At 61.9% G+C, this 19706-nt stretch carries 18 protein-coding genes and 1 pseudogene; 12 read left to right on the top strand and 7 right to left on the bottom strand.

What is annotated here, in order from left to right; all coding sequences use genetic code 11:
- Together HWX91_RS10410 and HWX91_RS10405 are read left to right on the top strand one after the other, a co-directional pair.
- A complete protein-coding gene (locus HWX91_RS10410) occupies window positions 1-1545 on the top strand; it encodes an efflux transporter outer membrane subunit (RefSeq protein ID WP_042275909.1) in 1545 nt (514 codons plus the stop codon).
- Window positions 1546-2784 (top strand): HlyD/EmrA/EmrK family protein, encoded by a 1239-nt coding sequence (locus tag HWX91_RS10405; RefSeq protein ID WP_028198317.1) that lies wholly within the window; start codon window positions 1546-1548, stop codon window positions 2782-2784.
- A 3-nt stretch (window positions 2785-2787) separates the two neighbouring features.
- Here HWX91_RS10405 and HWX91_RS10400 read toward each other — a convergent pair whose 3' ends face one another.
- The 3 genes from HWX91_RS10400 to HWX91_RS10390 form a co-directional block, all read right to left on the bottom strand.
- The gene (locus HWX91_RS10400) at window positions 2788-3330 is read right to left on the bottom strand and encodes a hypothetical protein (RefSeq protein ID WP_028198316.1); all 543 of its coding nucleotides are present in this window, start codon (window positions 3328-3330) and stop codon (window positions 2788-2790) included.
- Between the two features lie 96 nt (window positions 3331-3426).
- Entirely contained in the window at window positions 3427-4074 is a 648-nt protein-coding gene (locus HWX91_RS10395; protein ID WP_028198315.1) for a response regulator, read from the bottom strand.
- Window positions 4075-4076: 2 nt separating this feature from the next.
- A complete protein-coding gene (locus tag HWX91_RS10390; protein WP_028198314.1) occupies window positions 4077-5486 on the bottom strand; it encodes a cache domain-containing protein in 1410 nt (469 codons plus the stop codon).
- 269 nt (window positions 5487-5755) lie between these two features.
- On the opposite strand from HWX91_RS10390, the gene HWX91_RS10385 reads away from it, so the two are divergent.
- Window positions 5756-5953 carry a DUF3311 domain-containing protein gene (locus tag HWX91_RS10385; RefSeq protein ID WP_028198313.1) on the top strand — a complete coding sequence of 66 codons (198 nt, stop codon included), beginning with the start codon at window positions 5756-5758 and terminating at the stop codon, window positions 5951-5953.
- On the top strand, window positions 5950-7431 hold the full coding sequence (gene mctP / locus HWX91_RS10380) for a monocarboxylate uptake permease MctP (protein WP_028198312.1): 1482 nt from the start codon (window positions 5950-5952) through the stop codon (window positions 7429-7431). Before HWX91_RS10385 ends, mctP begins: the two co-directional genes overlap by 4 nt.
- Window positions 7432-7547: 116 nt before the next feature.
- Here the strand turns inward: mctP and HWX91_RS10375 are convergent, their stop codons facing one another.
- The 3 genes and pseudogenes from HWX91_RS10375 to motA form a co-directional block, all read right to left on the bottom strand.
- Window positions 7548-8231: a Pr6Pr family membrane protein gene (locus HWX91_RS10375; RefSeq protein WP_028198311.1), complete on the bottom strand. Its 684-nt coding sequence runs from the start codon at window positions 8229-8231 to the stop codon at window positions 7548-7550.
- Between the two features lie 97 nt (window positions 8232-8328).
- On the bottom strand, window positions 8329-9318 hold the full coding sequence (motB, locus tag HWX91_RS10370; protein WP_028198310.1) for a flagellar motor protein MotB: 990 nt from the start codon (window positions 9316-9318) through the stop codon (window positions 8329-8331).
- A 14-nt stretch (window positions 9319-9332) separates the two neighbouring features.
- Window positions 9333-10203, bottom strand: a pseudogene (motA, locus tag HWX91_RS10365) (flagellar motor stator protein MotA).
- Between the two features lie 434 nt (window positions 10204-10637).
- Here motA and HWX91_RS10360 point away from each other — a divergent pair.
- Both HWX91_RS10360 and HWX91_RS10355 read left to right on the top strand, forming a co-directional pair.
- Complete coding sequence (locus tag HWX91_RS10360) at window positions 10638-11657, top strand: hypothetical protein (protein ID WP_028198309.1); 1020 nt, start codon at window positions 10638-10640, stop codon at window positions 11655-11657.
- A 69-nt stretch (window positions 11658-11726) separates the two neighbouring features.
- Complete coding sequence (locus tag HWX91_RS10355; RefSeq protein ID WP_028198308.1) at window positions 11727-13136, top strand: DUF2252 domain-containing protein; 1410 nt, start codon at window positions 11727-11729, stop codon at window positions 13134-13136.
- 84 nt (window positions 13137-13220) lie between these two features.
- Here HWX91_RS10355 and HWX91_RS10350 read toward each other — a convergent pair whose 3' ends face one another.
- Window positions 13221-14078, bottom strand: a complete 858-nt coding sequence (locus HWX91_RS10350) for a polysaccharide deacetylase family protein (protein ID WP_028198307.1) — start codon at window positions 14076-14078, stop codon at window positions 13221-13223.
- Between the two features lie 519 nt (window positions 14079-14597).
- On the opposite strand from HWX91_RS10350, the gene HWX91_RS10345 reads away from it, so the two are divergent.
- From HWX91_RS10345 to gndA, 6 genes are all read left to right on the top strand, one after another.
- Window positions 14598-15362 carry an SDR family oxidoreductase gene (locus tag HWX91_RS10345; RefSeq protein WP_028198306.1) on the top strand — a complete coding sequence of 255 codons (765 nt, stop codon included), beginning with the start codon at window positions 14598-14600 and terminating at the stop codon, window positions 15360-15362.
- A gap of 147 nt (window positions 15363-15509) precedes the next feature.
- The gene (locus tag HWX91_RS10340) at window positions 15510-15731 is read left to right on the top strand and encodes an oxidoreductase-like domain-containing protein (RefSeq protein WP_028198305.1); all 222 of its coding nucleotides are present in this window, start codon (window positions 15510-15512) and stop codon (window positions 15729-15731) included.
- A 50-nt stretch (window positions 15732-15781) separates the two neighbouring features.
- Window positions 15782-16651, top strand: coding sequence for an NAD-dependent protein deacetylase (locus HWX91_RS10335; protein ID WP_028198304.1), 870 nt, complete (start codon window positions 15782-15784; stop codon window positions 16649-16651).
- Window positions 16652-16776: 125 nt separating this feature from the next.
- Entirely contained in the window at window positions 16777-17382 is a 606-nt protein-coding gene (locus HWX91_RS10330) for a pyridoxamine 5'-phosphate oxidase family protein (RefSeq protein ID WP_028198303.1), read from the top strand.
- Window positions 17383-17394: 12 nt separating this feature from the next.
- Window positions 17395-18018 (top strand): DUF938 domain-containing protein, encoded by a 624-nt coding sequence (locus HWX91_RS10325; protein ID WP_028198302.1) that lies wholly within the window; start codon window positions 17395-17397, stop codon window positions 18016-18018.
- 201 nt (window positions 18019-18219) lie between these two features.
- Window positions 18220-19629, top strand: a complete 1410-nt coding sequence (gene gndA, locus HWX91_RS10320; RefSeq protein ID WP_028198301.1) for an NADP-dependent phosphogluconate dehydrogenase — start codon at window positions 18220-18222, stop codon at window positions 19627-19629.
- The last annotated feature ends 77 nt before the right edge of the window (window positions 19630-19706 follow it).

The raw sequence follows: 19706 nt of genomic DNA, 5'->3' as shown, positions 1-19706 counted from the left end.
ATGCAATTGCTTTTGCCGCGCTCGTTGCCGCTGTTTTTACCGCTTCTGCTCATTGCAGTGGCGCTGACAGGTTGCGTGAGCGATGCGGGTCTGCACACTAGCGTTACACCGCTTAAACCATCCGCCGATGCGCTCGTCCAGACTATCGGGCCGAACGCGAACGGCACGTGGCCCGCACCCGATTGGGTCAAACGCTACCGCGATCCGCAACTGGATGAACTGGTTGCTGAGGCGTTGCAGAATAGTCCCGACCTGCAGATCGCAAGGGCGAGGGTGGGCACCGCGCAGGCCCAACTCGAACAGTTTGCTTCGCTCACCGGCCTTACCGGCACGGCGGGCGCGACGCTCAGCAAGGCCCGCTTGCCGCAACCGGACGACGTGGCCAATGTGTCGGTTGGCGGTCGTCAGATTCCGGTGCAGTTGTTCAACGATCCGGTGGTCTCGCCGGCGGCGTTGTTCGCCGGGTTGAGCTACCAGCTCGACCTGTGGGGCAAGAATGCCGCGCTGACCGGCAGCCTGCTGTCCACACGCGATGCGGCGCGCGTCGATGCGGAGCAGGCACGGCTCACGTTGACCGTTGCGCTCGTGACGCTCTACTGCGAGCTCGACCGCGGATATGCCATGCAGGACATTCTGCTGCAAAAACAGCAGGCCGCGGATAGCGTCGATGCGGTGCTGCGCGAGCGGGGTGCGCGCGGCATCGATAACGCTTACGACTCGGCCGACGCAGCACTTAAACGAAGCCGGCTCGCTTCGCAGCAGGCACTCAACGACGAACGCATCAAACTGACCGAACTGCAGATCGGCGTGCTGACGGGACGCGGAGCGGAGCGGGGTTTGTCGCTGCATCGTCCGCAACTGGCAGCGGCTGCCGACGCGCCAATGCCGGCGCAATTGCCGGTGGACCTGCTGGGCCGCCGGCCCGATATCGTGGCGGCGCGTCTGCGGGCCGAAGCCGCACTCGCGAATATCGACGCCACGCGGGCGCAGTTTTATCCCGACGTGAATCTGGTTGCCTTTGCCGGGCTCACGGCGTTGACGCCCGCCGCGCTTTTCTCGCGCGCGGCGCTGACCGGCTCGGTGGGACCGGCGATCTCCTTGCCGATCTTCGACCGAACCCGGCTGCGTGCCCAACTCGGCGGCGATTACGCCAACGTCGACGCCGCGATCGCTCTTTACAACAAGACGATCGACGAGGCGCTCGGCGACGTTGCGCGTCAACTGACTTCGTTGCGTACGGTCGATACGCTCACCGCGGAGCAGACCCGCGCGGTCGACGCGGCCGCAAAGATCGTCGCGATTGCAGAGGAGCGACACCGTCGCGGTATCGGCATGCAGAAGGACGTGACGCTGGCAGACCTGTCCTTACTCGACGAGCGCGCCCAGCAAATCGATCTACAGGGGCGCCGCAGAATGCTGCAGGTGGCGTTGGTGGGCGCGCTCGGCGGCGGCTTTGACGTACGCAAGGTGGCCGGCGCGCCGATCTCGCACTATCAGCCGACCTTTCCCTCTCACGCACGCATCACGGATACGCACTTCGATTGAATGCACAACGATAAACAGGCACAGCATGCCGCCGGCTGGACCCAGCAGCAGGCAAATCCGGCAGACGGGGCAGGCATACCGGGTGACGCGCACGATTCGAAACGGACTGCGCGGCGGCGCCGGTTTGCTGTTTTCTTCGCTGTGGTGGCGCTCGCCGGTCTGGCGTGGCTAACGTATTGGGGGTTGAGCGCGCGCTTCTTCGAGGAGACCGACGACGCCTACGTGGCGGGCAACATCGTGCAGATCGCCGCGCAGATACCCGGCACGGTCACCGATATTCTGGTGGACAACACGCGTCAGGTTCGCGCGGGCCAGCCGCTCGTCAAGCTCGACGACGCGGAAGCGGCCGCCGCGTTCGCGCAGGCCAAAGCGCAACTGACACTCGCTGTGCGCCAGGTGGCGAACGCGACGATCTCGCGCAAGCTCTACGTGCAATCGATCGATGCGCGCCGCGCCGAACTGGCGCTGGCGCAACGCGCGCTGGCGGCGCGCGATCATGCGTCGGTGGAAGTGGTCTCGCCGGAAGAACTGGCGCGCGCCCGCGAGGCGGTGGCGGTTGCGCAAGCGAATCTCGCTTCGGCACAAGTCCAGCTCGATGCTGCCCGCGCACTCGGCGGAAAATTTCCGGTCGAGGCCAGCCCGCCGGTTCTGCAAGCCGCCGCGCAATTGCGGCTTGCGTATCGGAACCTGCAGCGCACCACCGTGGTTTCTCCCGTCGATGGCACGGTCGGGCAGCGCTCGGTGCAAATCGGCCAGCAGGTCGGGCCAGGACTCGCCCTGATGTCGATCATCCCGCTCGAGCGTCTATGGGTCGAAGCGAACTTCAAGGAAGGCCAGATCCGCAGCATGCGGGTGGGGCAGCCGGTGCGCATCGTGTCGGACGTGTATGGCTCGCAGGTGGTGTATCACGGGCACGTGGAAGGCTTCTCGGCGGGCACGGGTAGTGCGTTTTCGATGTTGCCGTCGCAGAACGCGGCCGGCAACTGGATCAAAGTCGTGCAGCGCGTGCCGATCGTGATTTCGCTCGATCCGGCGGAACTCGCTGCGCATCCGTTGCGACTTGGTCTCTCGATGCAGGTGTCGGTGGATACGCACGTGCGCAGCGGTCATCTGATCGGCAACGATACGCCGGCGGCCACGTTGAGTACCCGCGTCCACGATAACGTTTCGCGCGACGCCGACACATTGATCGCGCAGATCATCCGGGACAACAGCGACCGGGGTAGTGCTGCGCAATAGCGGCTAGTTGCCGGGATCGATCACCGGTTTATCCGGCTCAGCAAGCGTTCTGTAGGGAAGGGCCGCTGCATGCGGGTTGCTTGTGGTGTCGTCGATCACGCGGTCGACGTCCGCGGTTTTCGCGAGTTCCGTGAGGAACGTCTGTTTGTCGAAGCCTGGCGCGACGCAGCCTTGCACGTAAATGAAGCGGCGTTGCAGCGTGAGCCACAGCGTCGACTGGTCGCGCCAGTGAGTGGCGTAGTTGATATTGGCGAGCCGCCGTTGCACGGCCTCGGCAATTTCCGCGTCATACAGGTACGCGTTGGAAAGACGGCATCGGCCTTCCACCCAGCAGCTATTGCCGCGCTCGATCCGGTAATGGCTGTCGTCGAGCCATTCCTGTTCGGTCTCGAGCGGGCCCAGCGGTACCGGGCAGTCACTGACCGCTTTGGATATCTGAAAGAACGGGTCGTGCCCGCGATTGATGCGTTGCGCTTCGCCATGAGCGTGCGTCGCGGCCATGCAGACCAGAAAACCTGCCAGGTACGGTCGAATCAGGCGTTTCATCGTCTTCGGCTCCAGGGTGTTGAGCGTGCGGCAGACGGATCGACGGCAGTGATTTCCGGCTACCTGGACGAGATTATGCAGCGGCGGTTCGGATGTTCAACGATTCTTACGACGATTCTCGACAGCGAACTTGATCAGTTCGGCCTGGCCTTCGATATCGAGCTTGCGTTTCAGATTCAGCCGATGCGTTTCGACCGTGCGCACCGACAAATCGTTGCGTTGCGCAATCTGCTTGCTCGACAGACCTTCCGCGAGCGCATCGAGAATATCGCGCTCGCGCGGCGTGAGCCGTTCAATCGGCGACTGCGTCGCCGAGGCCTGAATCAATCTTGCGCCCAGCCCGGCGCTGAAATATGTCTTGCCTTCCAGCACCGCGCCGATTGCCTGAATGATTTCGGTGGCCGGTGAGTCTTTGAGTACGTAACCGCTGGCTCCGGCGCGCACCGCCTGGGTCACGTACTCGAGATTGTCGTGCATGGACAGCATCAACACGCGAATTGCCGGGAAGCGCTCATGAAACAGGCCGGCCAGTGCGATACCGTTCATGCCGTTCATGCCGACGTCCATCAGCACCAGATGGGGTTCCTGGCTGGCGGCGAGCGCAAGCGCTTCCTGCGCATTGCCGGCTTCGCCGACGATCTCGATGTTGCGCACGGCTTCGAGCCGGGCGCGCAAGCCGTCGCGGACCAGCGGGTGGTCGTCGATCAGAATCAAACGTGCGATGGCGAGGGGCATGTCGTTCATCATCAGATTTCCTGCAAGGCCGGCGATTGAGGCGTGGACGCTACCACTGGCACGCGCGCGGTCACGATCGTATGACCGGCCTGTGAGCTAAGCGACAGCTTGCCGCCGAGCGAGTCCAGCCGCTCGCGCATATTGCGCAGGCCCACACCCGCGTGCGGATTGACCAGTGCGTGCGCGACGTCGAAACCGCACCCGTTGTCCGCAATGGTCAGCGTGACCGCGTCGCTCGATACCTCCAGCGACAGCGCCGCGCTCGATGCACGGGCATGCCGCACGATATTCGTCAGCGCTTCCTGGGCGATACGGAACAGCACGGTGTTTACCGTTTCCGGCAAAGACGCGGCATGGGTATGGGCGATCTGCGTGAAGCCGATCTCGATGCCGGACTGGTCGCTCAACTCGCGTGTGAGCTGTTCCAGGGCAGCGGCCAAGCCGAGGTCGTCGAGCATGGAGGGACGCAGCGCGTGAGAGATGCGGCGCACTTCGCGCAGGGTGTCGCCGAGCCGCGCAATACTTGTCGATAGCGCGGCCTCTGCAGCGGGGACACGTGCCTCGCTGCGTTCGAAGCGCGTCAATGCCGATTCGAGTAGCAGCTTGACGGAGACCATCATCTGACTAATGCCGTCGTGCAATTCACGCGACAGGCGCGCCCGTTCGTTTTCCTGCGAGTCGACCACCTGCTGCGCGAGCCGCTTGAGTTTTACGTCCGCGCTGCGGTATTCGGTGACGTTGAGCACCAGCGCACACAACGCGATCACGAAGAGTCCGGCCACCGCGATGCCGTCGATCCACTGCATCGTGCGATCGATGTTGGCCGCCGCGCCTGCGTCGATATGCGCGAGTGTTGCATCGACATCGTCGAGATAGATGCCGGTGCCGATCATCCAGCCCCAGCGTTCGAGCGGCACCACGTAGCCCAGTTTCGACGCCAGTTTGCCCGTCGATGGTCGATGCCAGACGTAACGCACATAACCGCCACCGCGCGAGGCCGCGGCGAGCAGTTGCTGGATCGTCGGCGTGCCGTTCGGATCGCGCAGCGCCCAGAGGTCGCGGCCGACGAGGCCGGGTTCGCGCGGATGCATCAGCGTACGGCCGTGCATGTCGTAGACGAAGAAGTAGCCGTCCTTGCCGAAGTCCATTTTCTCGAGAATGTCGAGCGCGCGGGTGCGCAGCATCGCATCGTCGCGTGCGTTGTCACGGCCCGCGTCGTAGAGCGGGGCGATCGCCGTGGTCGCGAGCTCGACATAGTGTTTGAGCTCGATTTCCTTGCTGGCCATGTAGGCGGCCTGAGTGGTCGCGTGCTGCGTTTCGGCGAGCGCCGTGGCTTCCCGGCGCACACCGATTTCAATACTGGCGATGGCCGCCAGAAAGGGCACGATCGCCAGCAGGACAATCTTTGCTTTGAGTTTCATCGTAGAGAGAACGGCCGACGGGCTACGTAGTATTACGTAGCTGGCTTACGTAGTTGCGCGCTTGTGACGGCGCCCACGAAGGCGAATACTACATCCCCGCGGCGTGCCGCGCCTTCTGGCGCGTTGTTGCGGTGCACCTGGCGGTGGCGGATTGGTGCCGTGCAAAAAGCAAACACCGGTTTTGCCGTCTAATATCAGGTAACTGGTTTTCCGCGTGCCCGGCCAAAAGCCGAGGCGCGCGGGTTCAATAATAGACTTAGGAGAAGTTCGTGGAGACCTCCCAATCTTCCGGCCGTTCATGGCTATGGATCGTCTTGCTGATCCCGTACATCGCGTTGCTGTGGTTGCCGTTCTATAACGACACACGGCCCTCTTTCGCCGGCTTTCCGTTCTTCTACTGGTATCAGTTCCTGTGGGTTCCGTTGACCTCGCTGCTGATTTACGTCGTGTACCGAGGTGTCAAATGAGCGATGTCAATCCTGTGAACCCGGTTGCGATGACGGTCTTTATCGCATTCTTCGCTCTTGTCACCGTGATCGGTTTTTTTGCCGCGCGCTGGAAGCGGGGCGACCTGACGCAATTGCACGAGTGGGGTCTGGGTGGCCGCCAGTTCGGCACGGTGATTTCGTGGTTCCTCGTGGGCGGCGATTTCTATACCGCTTATACCGTGATTGCGGTGCCCGCGCTGGTGTATTCGGTGGGCGCGTATGGTTTCTTTGCGTTGCCGTACACCATCATTGTCTATCCGTTCGTGTTCGCGGTGATGCCCAAGCTGTGGAAGATCGCGCATGCGAAGAATCACATCACGGCAGCGGACTACGTGCAGGGCGAATACGGCGGCAAGTGGTTCCCGGCCGCGGTGGCGATCACCGGTATTGTCGCGACCATGCCGTATATCGCGCTTCAACTGGTGGGCATGCAGGTGGTGATCAAGGGGCTTGGCGTGACCGGCGAGATGCCGTTGATCGTCGCCTTCGTGATTCTGGCGTTGTACACGTATGCAAGCGGTTTGCGGGCGCCGGCGATGATCGCGTTCGTCAAGGACATCATGATCTATATCGTCGTGATCGCGGCGGTCTGGCTGATTCCGGCGAAGCTCGGTGGCTATGCGCATGTGTTCGACGCTGCCGATACGTATTTCAAGGCCAAGGGCGGTGCGACCGGGATCATTCTGAAGCCGACGCAGTTCACTGCTTATGCATCGCTTGCTTTGGGCTCGGCGCTGGCGGCGTTCATGTATCCGCATACGATGACGGCGGTGTTGTCGTCTTCGTCGGCTAATACGGTGCGCAAGAATGCGATTTTCCTGCCGGCGTATACGTTGTTGCTCGGGTTGATTGCGTTGCTTGGGTATATGGCGATTGCGGCCGGTGTGCATGTCAAGTCGGCGTCCGACATGGTACCGGCGCTGTTCAATACGCTGTTTCCGTCGTGGTTTGTCGGCTTTGCGGCTGCGGCCATTGCGATTAGCGCGTTGGTGCCTGCGGCGATCATGTCGATTGGCGCGGCCAATCTGTTCACGCGGAATTTGTGGCGTCCTCTCGTCTCGCCGAATATCACGCCTGAGGCGGAGGCTTCGACCGCCAAGGTTGTTTCTCTGGTCGTGAAGTTCGGTGCGCTGCTGTTTATCGTGTTTCTGCCGACGCAGTATGCGATTGATCTGCAACTGCTGGGCGGGGTGTGGATTCTGCAGATTTTCCCGGCTATTGTGTTTTCGCTGTACACGCGGCGGTTGAATACGCCAGGGTTGTTTCTTGGGTGGCTGGTGGGGATCGTGCTGGGGACTGGGTTGGCTATTTCGCAAGGACTTAAGCCGGTGTTTGCCTTGCATGTCGGTGGTGCTACCTATCCGCTTTATATCGGATTGATCGCCCTGGCAGCTAATATTGTGGTGAGTTTTGTGGTGTCGGTTTTGTCGCCGCGCAGGGTTGTGGCGGCGGTGTGAGGCGCAGCACGAACTGCACGTAAGACTGTATCGATTGAGAAAAGGCGCGATTGTTCGCGCCTTTTCTCGTTTTTACCGCTTGCTTTTTTCTTCCTGGGTGGACTGACGGTGAGCGATCAGCGTCTACGCCTAAAGTTGATCCCCACGAACACGGCCATCAACATCAGAAATCCCCCGAACAGTAGGGCGGAATTGACGACGACGTGTCTGACGCCGAGCACGTCGACGTTGATGAAAGGATAGGGATAAAAGTCCGACAAACTCCCACGCCAGAAAGTGATGGCGAGGTACGCGACGGGATAGATGAGCCACAGCAGGCAATGCCGTAACCGTAAATGAAATCGCGGTACGAACAACACCCAGTAAAGCACCGTCAGCATCGGCAAAACGCTGTGCAAAGATTCGTTGAGCAGCAGCCTGTACGCCCTCGGCGACCACATTCCGCGTAGAAGCAGGTTGTAGGCAATTCCCACAAATGCCATGTAGACAACGACCGCGGTCACGACGGTTGGCTGTCGAAAAAAACGTATGATCGCCAGGCTGCGTCCTCGTAACGCTATGCAGGTAAAGCAGACCGCGCACGCTAATACCGTAAGATTGGTGAGGTAACTGCTCATCCGCGCAACCCCGTCAAGCACGCCGAGCCCGCGGGCTAGCGTGCGGTCGATCGTCAGGTCGGCTTGCGCAACGATCGAAATCCACGCGATCACGGCAATGATCGCCGCCAGCGTCACAGACGAGACGCTGGGCGTGTGGAGCGGAAGCTCGGGCTCATGGTGATGATCTGGGGCAGGGCGCATGCGAACGATTCTATACACACCTCATGCGCTTTGCAGCAAGCACGAAAAGCCCACGAGCCGAAGTCGATCCGCACCCAACCTCTGCCCAATAAAAATTCTATGGTGTGCTACGTGAAACGCTGACCGGCTGCAAACGGCTCACTACGTCGGGTATAGCCGAACTTGCGGGCGACGTTTCGTCAATCGTCGTGCGGCCGCCGTCGTGGAAGAACGCGAGTTCCGCGGCCTTGTTCAGCACAAGAATACTGATCCGCCGATTAGTCGGCTCGTCGGCGACATTGCTGTTCAGTGGCAACACATCGGCCAGTCCGCGCACCTGCAGCAGCTTTTCGTCGTGCATGCCGCCGGCCACCAGCGCGCGGCGCGCGGCATTGGCCCGCTCGGACGACAGCTCCCAGTTCGAGTAACCCTCCGGACCGGCGGTATACGGCACCGCGTCCGTATGACCGGCAATCGAAATGCGATTCTCCACGTCGTTGAGCGCAGCGCCAATCTGCGTCAGGATCGTTTCGGCATAAGGCTGCAACCTCGAACTGCCGGACGGAAACATCGGCCGGTTCCGAGAATCAACGATCTCGATACGCAAACCTTCATTCGTGATCGAAATGCGAATCTGATCCCTGAATGCCCTTAACGCCGGGCTCTGCTCGATCATGGCGCCAAGCTTCTCCTTCAACTGCTGAAGCCGTGCGGCATCCGCAGGCGCGACGACAGGTGGAACCTTCGCAGGCGGCGTTGGTTCGGCCTGGCTCTTCTTGCCGTCGCCGGGCCGGCTGTCGGAAATGTCACGGCCGCCGCCCTGGATGACGTTAGGACGTGCTGCTGCCGTGCCCTCGGTGCCGCCGAGCAGGCTCGACAGCGGGGTGTTGAAATAGTCCTCGATACCCTGCTTGTCGTACTTCGAGGTCGAACCGAGCAGCCACATCAGCAGGAAGAACGCCATCATCGCAGTGACGAAGTCGGCGTAGGCGATTTTCCATGCGCCGCCGTGATGCGCGCCATGGTCGTCACCCTTTTTCGCGCGGCGCACGATCACGGGAGCGGGCGCCTCTTCCTGCCGGGACGCGCGCGATCTTCTTTCATTCATGATGCCGCTCCGCGTCAGGCCGATTTCGGCATTTTGGTGGCGCGCACGGCGTCGTCGAGCTCCTGGAAGCTAGGACGGTCGGCGGTGAACAGCACCTTGCGGCCGAACTCGACGGCGATCGGCGGTGCGTAGCCGGAAAGCGCTGCGAGCAACACGGCCTTCACGCATTGATAAGGTTTGGCTTCGGCGCGACCCTTCGCATTGAGCAGATCGGCGACCGGCCCGATAAAACCATAGGCGAGAAGAATGCCGAGGAACGTGCCGACCAGGGCGCTGGCGATCATTTCGCCAAGCACGGCCGGCGGTGCGCCGACTGAACCCATCGTATGAACCACACCCATGACGGCGGCAACAATGCCGAATGCAGGCAAGCCGTCGGCCATCTTCTGAATCGCATTGGCCGCCACCGACGACTCCGCATGATGCGTAGCCAGTTCTTCGTCCATCAGGTCCTGCACTTCAAGCACGTTCACGTTGCCGCCGGACATCATGCGTAAATAGTCGACGATGAAGTCGAGCAGATGAAGGTCCTTCAATACGTGCGAATACTTCTGGAACAGCACACTTTCTTCCGGCGCGGCGACGTCGGTTTCGAGCGCCATCATGCCTTCCTTGCGCGCCTTCTGAAGCAACTCGTAAAGCAGCGCGATCAGTTCGAGATATTTTTCCTTCGTATATCCGCCACCTTTAAAACACGAAAGGAATGGCCTTGATGGTCTTCTTCAGCGTAGAGGTCGGATTGCTCACAACGAAAGCGCCGATCGCCGCACCAAAAATGCATAGCAGTTCGAACGGTTGAATGAGCGCGGGAAGATGCCCGCCTACACCGACAAAACTGCCGATTACAGAAGCGATTACCACTACCCAGCCAATTGCGACAAACATGCTCTCTCCGTTTACCTTGCGCGACGCATGTTCGTTAGAACATGCCCTATTTAAAGGGATTTTGTGGGCTCGCCGCTAATATTCCGTATGTACTGGTAAACGGCCGGATTCGCGATGTCTGAAGTGCGCGCATCCGTGAAAAGCTAAATATTCACCAACTGGTTAATCTTTATTTAAATTTCAGGTAATTTTGTCCGCTGTACCAGGGAGGGTCGTTGCGGTCGCAACCAGTTTTTGTATTCGCGGACCGAATGGTGGAGAAGCGAGGTGTATGACCGATTACACAAAAAGCATAGGGTGGCATTTTTACCGAATGGTCTGCTAGCATGGCAATCAATTTGTAATGACAGCCGGTTCTGGCGCTTTTTACCGCTAATCGGTTTTTTTGCCGGGCCATGAATGCCGGCAGTCACAGCGACTCATCCGGAGATGCAATGCGCAAGCGGAATCTGAACTTTGCTGTGAGCCGCAGACTGGCAATCGAGGCGGCCTCGTGCGCTGCCGGGTTTGGACTTCTGCTGGTATCCACCGCAGGTCACGCGCAGGAGTTTTCACTATTCGGTGGCGGCTCTCGCGCGGGCAGCACAAACACCTACACCTGGGCATTTAATTATCAGGAAGGGCTCGGGCAATACTTTGCCGCGAGTTTCACGTGGCTCAATGAAGGACACATTCCGGACCATCACAGGGACGGTCAGATGATCCAGCTATGGGGCCGCATTCCCGTGGGAACTCCGCAGTTCGTCGTGCAGGCAGGCATCGGGCCATACCGTTACTTTGACACCACCACCGCCGTGCAAGGCGGGAGCTATTCGGACACGCACGGCTGGGGTGTCGTGTATAGCGTGCGCGCGGCGTACTACGCGTCGAGTCGGTGGATCACGCAACTGCAGTTGAATCGCGTGCACGTGCAACGCGGGCCGGATGCGACAAGCCTGATGTTCGGCGTCGGCTATCAGCTCGATGCTCCCGGCACGCCCGGTCCGCGCGACTGGGCAAGCGGCAGCACGCACAAGGTCACCAACAATGAAGTCGCGGTGTATCTCGGCAAGACCATCGTCAATTCAACCAGCTCGCCGAGCGCGCTGGGCGGTGCGATCGAGTACCGTCGCGGCCTCGCGAAATACCTCGACGTGACGCTCGGTTATCTTCACGAAGGCAGCAGCAAGGTGGCCCGCCGCGACGGCGTGACCAGCCAGCTCTGGGCGACGCGTGCCTTCCTCAACGACAAGGTAACGCTAGGACTCGGACTCGGCGCTTACTACGCGATTAATGAAAACGAGAACAGCGCGTCGCCGGGACCGGGCGCCGGGAAGTTTTCCGGCCTCGTCACGATCGCCGGCGCGTATCGTCTGACCGACCATTGGGAAGCGCGGATCGCGTGGAATCGGGTGGTCACAAGCTATGATCGCGATTCGGACGTGATTTTCGGCGGTGTGGGCTACCGTTGGTGACAGCTCGCCGTGCCGGCAGAAGCAGTCTTTGGAACCGATAGTAAATTCATACAAAAACCGGAGAAGAACATGAGAGCCAGCACCATCGCCGAACGGGAAGCCCGTGGCCGCGCCGCCCGCGAACACTCGAAGCGGTCGAGCCATCGCACGGTGGGCGAATTGCATCGCAACCCGATCGAGCTGCTGAAGCAAAGCAGCGAAGGGCGGGTCGAAAAGCTCGTGCCGTTGCGCTACGGGCGCATGTCGGTGTCGCCATTCACGTTCTTTCGCGGCACCGCGATCATTCAGGCTCACGATCTGAGCCGGGTGCCCGACACAGGTCTCTCCATGCCGATATGCGGCGACGGCCATCTGATGAATTTCGGCGGCTTCGCGACGCCGGAGCGTCAACTCGTATTCGACCTGAACGATTTCGACGAAGTGGCAACGGGCCCATTCGAATGGGACTTGAAGCGCCTGACCGCGAGCCTCGTGGTGGCCGCGCGCCATATGCGTTTGAGCCGCGGCACGGCGGAGCATCTGGTAATGACCGCCGCCACAGAATATCGCGACCGTATGGCGCAATACGCGCAATGCGGCGCGCTTGAACTCTGGTACGACCGTATCACCTTCGATCTGATGGCCGAGACAGCGTTGACGCCGGAGCGTCGCCGCGTCGTGCGCCGTGGCATGGAGAAAGCGGCGGGCCGTACCCACGAAAGCCTGCTGGAGAAAATGGCCGAATTCGATGGCAATCGCTGGTCGATTCGCGATGCGCCGCCCGGGCTCTTTCATGTGCATGGCGTCAATACGCTGTTTTCTGCCGACGACGACTGGTTCACGACCGCCAACTGGAGCAAGCTGATCGAGCGGACGTGGAGCGAATACCTGAAAACCTTGTCGCACGATCGGCGAGAGTTGCTGAGCCACTTCACGGCACAGGACCTGGTGTTCAAGGTAGTAGGCGTGGGCAGCGTGGGCACACGTTGCCTTGTGCTGCTGAACGTCGATCACATGGGCAAGCCGCTGTTCATCCAGATCAAGGAGGCACGGCCTTCGGTGATCGCGCAGTACTACAAGGCGCCCTCGCTCAAGCATGAGGGCGAGCGGGTGGTTCGCGGGCAGCGCATGCTGCAGGCAGCGAGCGATATTTTTCTCGGCTGGGCGAGCGGGCCGTCAGGGCGCCACTTCTACTTCCGGCAACTGCGCGACATGAAGTTGTCGGCGAACATCGAGCTGTTCGACACGGACCTCCTCGAAGGCTACGCGAAACTGTGCGGCTGGATCATGGCGCGCGCGCATGCCAAGGCAAGTGGCCAGGCGATCGAAGTCAGCGCGTACATCGGCCGTGGCGATCAGTTCGCGGAATCCCTCACCGGCTATGCCACCAGCTACGCGGACCAGGTGGAACGCGATTACGACGTGTTTCTGAAAGCCTGCCGCAGCGGCGAGCTCGAGGCGCGCACGGACGAAGACATGGCGGCGGATTTTCGGGTGTAACCGCCGCGTGTGAGAAGGATGCGAGGCGGCGTTTGCGTGGCTCGCCGCCGAGCCAGCGGCTAAGCCCTGCGAAAGGGCGCCGATTCAGTCGTCGATACGCGCTTCACGCAGGGTCACGAAACGCAAATGCCGCCGGCGGGCTTCGTCGATCACACGCGGCAGGACTGCGAGTATCAGCGGTTTGCCGTCGATGGTGAGCGCGGCATTGCCGTCGTGCAGTAGCAGAATGTCGCGCGGGGCAAGGCCGTCGAGCAGCCGGTGCGCGACGACTTGCGGATCGCGCTCGCGCGTGTCGTAACCACGCCGCGTCCACGCCGCGAGCCGCAAATCGAGCTTGCTCAGCACGGGCTCGAGAAAGATGTTGCGCAAACCCGCCGGGGCACGGAAGAACATGGGCCGCTCGCCGCTCAATGCTTCGAAGGTACGTTGCGCCGCGTCGATTTCGCGTGTGAGTGCGGCTGGAAACGTGATCGAGAACGTGTGCAGGTGAACCTGCGAATGGTTTTCCAGCGCGTGGCCGCGTGCAACGATGTCGCGTGCGATCTCCGGATGGCGTTGTGCTTTCTCGCCGATGCAGAAGAAGGTGGCGCGCACCTTGAAGGCGTCGAGCAGATCGAGCACTTGCGGGGTGACGACGGGATCGGGACCGTCGTCGATGGTCAATGCGATCGCGTCCGCGTTGCGCGCGCCGACCGGCAGGCGAGTCCAGTTAGGGCCGAGCAGCGAGGTGCGCGGCAGCAGGCCGGCCACGGTGAAAATAGCGTGATTCGCGAAGATCGCGGCCAGCCACCACGGCCACGCCGAGGGCATCAGCAGGCATCCGGCCAGCACCAATACGTGCCAGGCGGCGGTGGCCGTGAGCATTGGGGGGTAGCCGGTGCGCGGCCAGCGGCGCTGCGGCGCGGCCTCAGCACCTTGCGGCTGTGTGAAGAGTTGGTTCATAAAGCGTGCTTCCTGTCTTCCTTCCACCATCCGGGGAAGAGCTTGAATTGCGCATGCGGCGCGCAACGGCGAACAATACCATTGATGCGCCGATCGGCATCGTGTTGCACCGGAAAGACAACTAATGAAAGCACGTTGAAAGACGTTATGCGTCGCGATGTCCGTGATTTCACGCCGGACAAGCTGGCCCGTCCCTCAGCGCCGACTTCGCCGGGTTTACCGGTCAGGCATCCATGCGTTCGTGTCGGGCCGCCGGATGATTGATTCCGCTGATCCAGAACGGCCAGGTCGCGTTTTCGGAATCCTTACCCAACGTGAAGACCGCCGTGCCTTTGCATTTGTGATGGACGATCCGCTGCTGTATGGTGCTAAGGCCAAACTATCCGCCTTCGGCGGATAGGAAATCGCTGTTCGCGAACCCGTACGACCGCGCACTGGATTGATCGGCTGGACTGATCGATAGCCTGGCCCTGCCGGACGTGTCGCGTGCAGCGCATCTACGCAACAAGGAGAGTCGTGGTGACGGGAACGGGAATCAGGAAAGTGGCGCTGGTGACGGGCGCGGGCAGCGGCATCGGCCGAGCCTGTGCGCTCAGGCTGCTGGAACACGGCTATAGCGTCGCGCTGGCCGGTCGCCGCCAGGCGCCGCTCGACGCCGTGGCCGAAGAAGCGCGGCAACGGGGTGGCGACGCGCTTGCCGTGGCTTGCGACGTGACGGACGCCGACAGCGTCGCCGCGCTGTTCGACACGATCCGCACGTGGCGAGGCCGGCTCGACGTGCTGTTCAATAACGCGGGCCGCAATGGCTCGCCGGTGGATATCGACGAACTCGATATCGAAGAATGGCGCTCGGTGGTCGACACCAATCTTACCGGCGTGTTTCTCTGCACGCGCGCGGCCTTCGGCCTGATGAAAGCGCAGACGCCGCGGGGCGGCCGCATCATCAACAACGGCTCGATTTCCGCGCATGCGCCGCGGCCGAACAGCATCGCCTATACCGCGACCAAGCACGCGATTACCGGCATCACGAAAGCGGTTTCGCTCGACGGCCGCAAATACGACATCGTGTGCGGGCAGATCGACATCGGCAATGCCGCGACGGAGATGGCCGAGCGGATGGCCCGAGGCGTACCGCAGGCAAACGGCGAAATCGCGGTCGAACCGTTGATGGACGTGCAACATGTTGCCGACGCGGTGCTGCATATGGCGGAGTTGCCGTTGTCGGCGAACGTGCAGTTCATGACGATCATGGCGAGCAAGATGCCGTTCGTCGGCAGAGGCTGAAAGGCGGGGCTTCGCGGGGCGAGCGGCTTGCAGGAGCGGCCTGGGCGGGCTTTGCAGGCGCGCGTTCAGCCCGGAGCGCCGCCGCGCGCCGCGCGGGAGATCAACTTATACTGAGCGTTTCCCGCCTTTTCGACAAAGCGATTCACCGTGCCCCGAGCCACACCCAAGGACGACCCGCAGCCGGTGCCGCCCGTGCAGCCCGAGCTCGAAGATTGTTGTCATAGCGGCTGCAATCCGTGTGTCTTCGATCTCTACGATGAAGCGCTCGAGCGCTATCAGTCAGCGCTCGCCGAATGGCAAGCAAGGCAAGCGGCGCCGGCGGCGCGAACCGCGCGCGAGCGGCAGAGCAAGCCGCGCACGCGCCGCTAACCGGCGTTTCAGCTTTCACACCCAGGCCGCAGCCACACCTTCTCCCCGTCATGACCGACCCCCAGTCCGCATACGTCGAACCCTTCAACGCATCGCACACGCTGGACGACCTGCATACCTTCGTGCAGCGCTATCCGCGTCTGTTCGTGCTGACCGGCGCGGGCATTAGCACCGACTCCGGCATTCCAGGCTATCGCGACGACAACGGCGCATGGAAGCGTTCGCCGCCAATCACGCTGCAGGAATTTCTCGGCACGGCCGCGATGCGTCAGCGCTATTGGGCCCGCAGCATGGTCGGCTGGCCGGTCGTGGCCAACGCGCAGCCCAACGCCGCGCATACCGCATTGGCGCGGCTCGAGGCAGCGGGCCATGTGCCGACGCTCGTTACGCAGAACGTCGACGGTTTGCATCAGCGCGCGGGCAGCCGCGAAGTGATCGAGCTGCACGGCGGCATTGATGGCGTGACGTGTCTGGACTGCGGTATGCAGCATACGCGGGCGTCGATCCAGCAGACGCTCGAAGCCGGGAATCCCGCGCTGCTGAACGTCACTGCCGAAACCGCGGCTGACGGCGACGCGCATCTGGAGTGGCACGATCTGGAATCTTTTCGCGTTCCGGCATGCACGAACTGTGGCGGTTTGCTGAAACCTTCGGTGGTGTTCTTCGGCGAAAGCGTGCCGCGCGAGCGCGTCGAAGCGGCTTCGCATGCGCTCGATGCGGCGGATGCCGTGCTGGTGGTCGGCTCGTCGCTGATGGTTTATTCCGGCTACCGCTTCTGCGTGTGGGCGCAGAAGCAGGGCAAGCCGATCGTTGCGATCAATCTGGGGCGCACGCGCGCCGATCCGTTGCTGTCGCTGAAAATTGCCGCACCCTGCGCCGATACGCTGACCGCGCTCGCGGGCCGTCTCGCACTGGACTAGTTACGCAGCGGGGGCAGGTTGCGTGGGTTGGTTGCCGGAAACCGCGCGGCCCGCGTAAATCGCCGATAATCTTTATCCCACGCAGCGCTGCTTTCACAAGAAACCGCCACACCCAAGGAACGCCGATGTTGACGACGATCGAACAGCTCGAAGCAATCTACGGTCAGCCTCACGAGCGCGCAGTGAACAAAGAGATTCCCTACGTGAACGAAGACTATCGCGCGTTCATCGAGGTCGCGCCCTTCGTGGTGCTCGCCACCGCCGGTCCCGACGGCCTCGACTGTTCACCGCGCGGCGACGCGCCGGGCTTCGTGCGCGTGATCGACGAACGCACGCTCGCGCTGCCGGACCGCATCGGCAACAATCGCGTCGACAGTCTGCGCAATATCATCGCCGAGCCGCATCTGGCGCTGCTGTTCATCATTCCGGGCGTGGGCGAAAGTTTGCGCGTGAACGGCCGCGGCCGCATTTCCAACGATCCGGAATTGCTGGACAGTTTCGCCGTCGAAGGTAAACTGCCGCGCACCGTTTTGCTGATCGACGTTGACGCGGTGTATTTTCATTGCTCGAAGGCGCTGGTGCGCTCGAAACTGTGGGATCCGGCGCATTATGTCGAACGTTCACGCCTGCCGAGCGCGGGTGAGATCCACCGGCGCATCAACGGCGTGCAGTTCGATGCGGTGACCTATGACCGTGAGCTCGCCGAACGCGTGCGCACGGCGCTGTACTGAAACAAAGTGAACATGACTGATTCCCATCCGGCGTTGCGGCAACGCTCGCCGTCCGCCGAACGCAATCGCGAACCGATTCTCGCCGTATTGCGCGAGGTGCTGCCCGCCACCGGCCGCGTGCTGGAAATCGCCAGCGGCACGGGTCAGCACGCTGTGTGCTTCGCCGCCGCGCTTCCGGGACTTGACTGGCAGCCGAGCGACCTCGATGCGGATGCACGCGCGTCGATTGCCGCATGGACCGCGCACGAAGGGCTGGCGAACGTGCGCGTGCCGCTGGCTCTCGACGTGCATCAGGCGGATTGGGGTGTCGACGCGCAGGGCAAACTCGACGCCGTGGTTTGTATCAACATGATTCACATTTCGCCGTGGAGCGCGACGCAAGCGCTGTTCGACGGCGCGAGCCGCCGTCTTGCCGAGGGCGGTGTACTGTATCTGTACGGCCCTTACAAACGCGGCGGCGCGCATACCTCCCCGAGCAACGAGGCATTCGATTGGCAGTTGCGCAGCCGTGATCCGGCGTGGGGCGTTCGCGAAATGGAAACCGTGGTAGCGCTGGGCGCGTCGCTTGGATTGGTGTGCGACGAACCCATCGCGATGCCGGCCAACAATTTCAGTCTGGTGTTCAGGAAACGCTAACGGGTCGGACGAGTCTGACAAAACGATTGACCGCGCGTGGACGCCCGAAGCCCCACGCGCGGCGCAAAGTCCACTCGCCTGGCGCCCATGAGCGCCAGCGAGCGGCAAGCCGGCATTTCTTTTATCCTTTCACCCTCGACGTCCCGCCGACGTTCCTTCCGGCGCGGCGTCTCGACATTCATTGGACTCTGGAGAATTCACATGGGCAAACAGGCAATCGGCGTGGTGGGGCTAGCGGTCATGGGCCGCAATCTGGCGCTCAACATCGAAAGCCGCGGCCACGCGGTGTCGGTGTACAACCGTAGCCGCGAGAAAACCGACGAACTCATCGCCGAATATCCGGACAAGAAGCTGGTGCCGGCTTTCACGCTGGAAGAATTCGTGGAGTCGCTGGAAAAGCCGCGCCGCATTCTGCTGATGGTCAAGGCGGGCGAACCGACCGACGCCACGATCGCATCGCTCAAGCCGCTGCTGGATAAGGGCGACATCCTGATCGACGGCGGCAATACGCATTTCACCGACACCATCCGCCGTAATCAGGAACTGGCGAAGGCCGGCCTGCATTTCATCGGCACGGGCGTGTCGGGCGGCGAAGAGGGCGCATTGAAAGGCCCGTCGATCATGCCGGGCGGACAGCGCGACGCGTATGACCTGGTCGCCCCGATCCTCACCGAGATCGCCGCCAAGGCGCCGGACGGCGAGCCGTGCGTGGCGTACATGGGACCGGACGGCGCGGGCCACTTCGTGAAAATGGTGCACAACGGCATCGAATACGGCGACATGCAGTTGATCGCCGAGAGCTATGCCGTGCTCAAGCAGGTGGTCGGCCTGTCGAACGAAGAGTTGGGCAAGGTCTACACCGAATGGAACAAGGGCGAACTCGACAGTTACCTGATCGAGATCACCTCGAAGATTTTCGACAAGAAAGACGAAGAAACCGGCAAGGACCTGGTCGACGTGATCCTCGATCGCGCGGCGCAGAAGGGCACCGGCAAGTGGACCAGCCAGAACGCGCTCGACCTCGGCGCACCGCTGCCGCTGATCACGGAAGCCGTGTTCGCGCGCGTGCTGTCGTCGCTGAAGACTCAGCGCGTGGCCGCGAGCAAGGTGCTGGAAGGGCCGGCAGCGAAGCCGCTGGGCGTGGAGCGTGACGCCTTCATCGAATCGGTGCGCCGTGCGCTGTACTTCAGCAAGGTGATTTCGTACGCGCAAGGTTTTGCGCAATTGCGGGCCGCCTCGGAAGAGTACAAGTGGGATCTCGATTACGGCACTATCGCGAAGATTTTCCGCGCCGGCTGTATCATCCGCGCCCGCTTCCTGCAGAAGATCACGGACGCTTATACGAAAGACAAGGCGATTGCCAATCTGCTGCTCGATCCGTACTTCCGCGACATCGCGAAGAACTACCAGTCGGCATTGCGCGAGGTCGTGATTGCCGCCGTCAATGCGGGCGTGCCGGTGCCGGCCTTCGCATCGGCCGTGGCGTATTTCGACGCGTATCGTTCGGAACGCCTGCCGGCAAACCTGGTACAGGCCCAGCGCGATTTCTTCGGCGCACATACGTTCGAGCGTATCGACAAGCCGGGCAGCTTCCACGCGAACTGGAATTGATCGTTTGAATTGCGGCCCGGCGCGCGCTTGCCATAAGGCGCGCCGGGCCGCATGAGCGATTGAAATCGAGATAGGCG

The organism is Paraburkholderia fungorum, from assembly GCF_902833645.1.
GTDB classification, from domain to species: Bacteria; Pseudomonadota; Gammaproteobacteria; order Burkholderiales; family Burkholderiaceae; genus Paraburkholderia; species Paraburkholderia fungorum.
The sequence above is the reverse complement of the archived record's forward strand: the minus strand, read 5'-3'. Positions and strand labels throughout refer to the sequence as shown.

Bases quoted from the DNA above. Each gene is read 5' to 3' on its own strand.
- HWX91_RS10410 (WP_042275909.1), top strand. From the start codon at position 1: ATGCAATTGCTTTTGCCGCGCTCGTTGCCGCTGTTTTTACCGCTTCTG.
- HWX91_RS10405 (WP_028198317.1), top strand. From the start codon at position 1,546: ATGCACAACGATAAACAGGCACAGCATGCCGCCGGCTGGACCCAGCAG.
- HWX91_RS10400 (WP_028198316.1), bottom strand. From the start codon at position 3,330: ATGAAACGCCTGATTCGACCGTACCTGGCAGGTTTTCTGGTCTGCATG.
- HWX91_RS10395 (WP_028198315.1), bottom strand. From the start codon at position 4,074: ATGAACGACATGCCCCTCGCCATCGCACGTTTGATTCTGATCGACGAC.
- HWX91_RS10390 (WP_028198314.1), bottom strand. From the start codon at position 5,486: ATGAAACTCAAAGCAAAGATTGTCCTGCTGGCGATCGTGCCCTTTCTG.
- mctP (WP_028198312.1), top strand. From the start codon at position 5,950: ATGAGCGATGTCAATCCTGTGAACCCGGTTGCGATGACGGTCTTTATC.
- HWX91_RS10375 (WP_028198311.1), bottom strand. From the start codon at position 8,231: ATGCGCCCTGCCCCAGATCATCACCATGAGCCCGAGCTTCCGCTCCAC.
- motB (WP_028198310.1), bottom strand. From the start codon at position 9,318: ATGAATGAAAGAAGATCGCGCGCGTCCCGGCAGGAAGAGGCGCCCGCT.
- HWX91_RS10360 (WP_028198309.1), top strand. From the start codon at position 10,638: ATGCGCAAGCGGAATCTGAACTTTGCTGTGAGCCGCAGACTGGCAATC.
- HWX91_RS10355 (WP_028198308.1), top strand. From the start codon at position 11,727: ATGAGAGCCAGCACCATCGCCGAACGGGAAGCCCGTGGCCGCGCCGCC.
- HWX91_RS10350 (WP_028198307.1), bottom strand. From the start codon at position 14,078: ATGAACCAACTCTTCACACAGCCGCAAGGTGCTGAGGCCGCGCCGCAG.
- HWX91_RS10335 (WP_028198304.1), top strand. From the start codon at position 15,782: ATGACCGACCCCCAGTCCGCATACGTCGAACCCTTCAACGCATCGCAC.
- HWX91_RS10330 (WP_028198303.1), top strand. From the start codon at position 16,777: ATGTTGACGACGATCGAACAGCTCGAAGCAATCTACGGTCAGCCTCAC.
- HWX91_RS10325 (WP_028198302.1), top strand. From the start codon at position 17,395: ATGACTGATTCCCATCCGGCGTTGCGGCAACGCTCGCCGTCCGCCGAA.
- gndA (WP_028198301.1), top strand. From the start codon at position 18,220: ATGGGCAAACAGGCAATCGGCGTGGTGGGGCTAGCGGTCATGGGCCGC.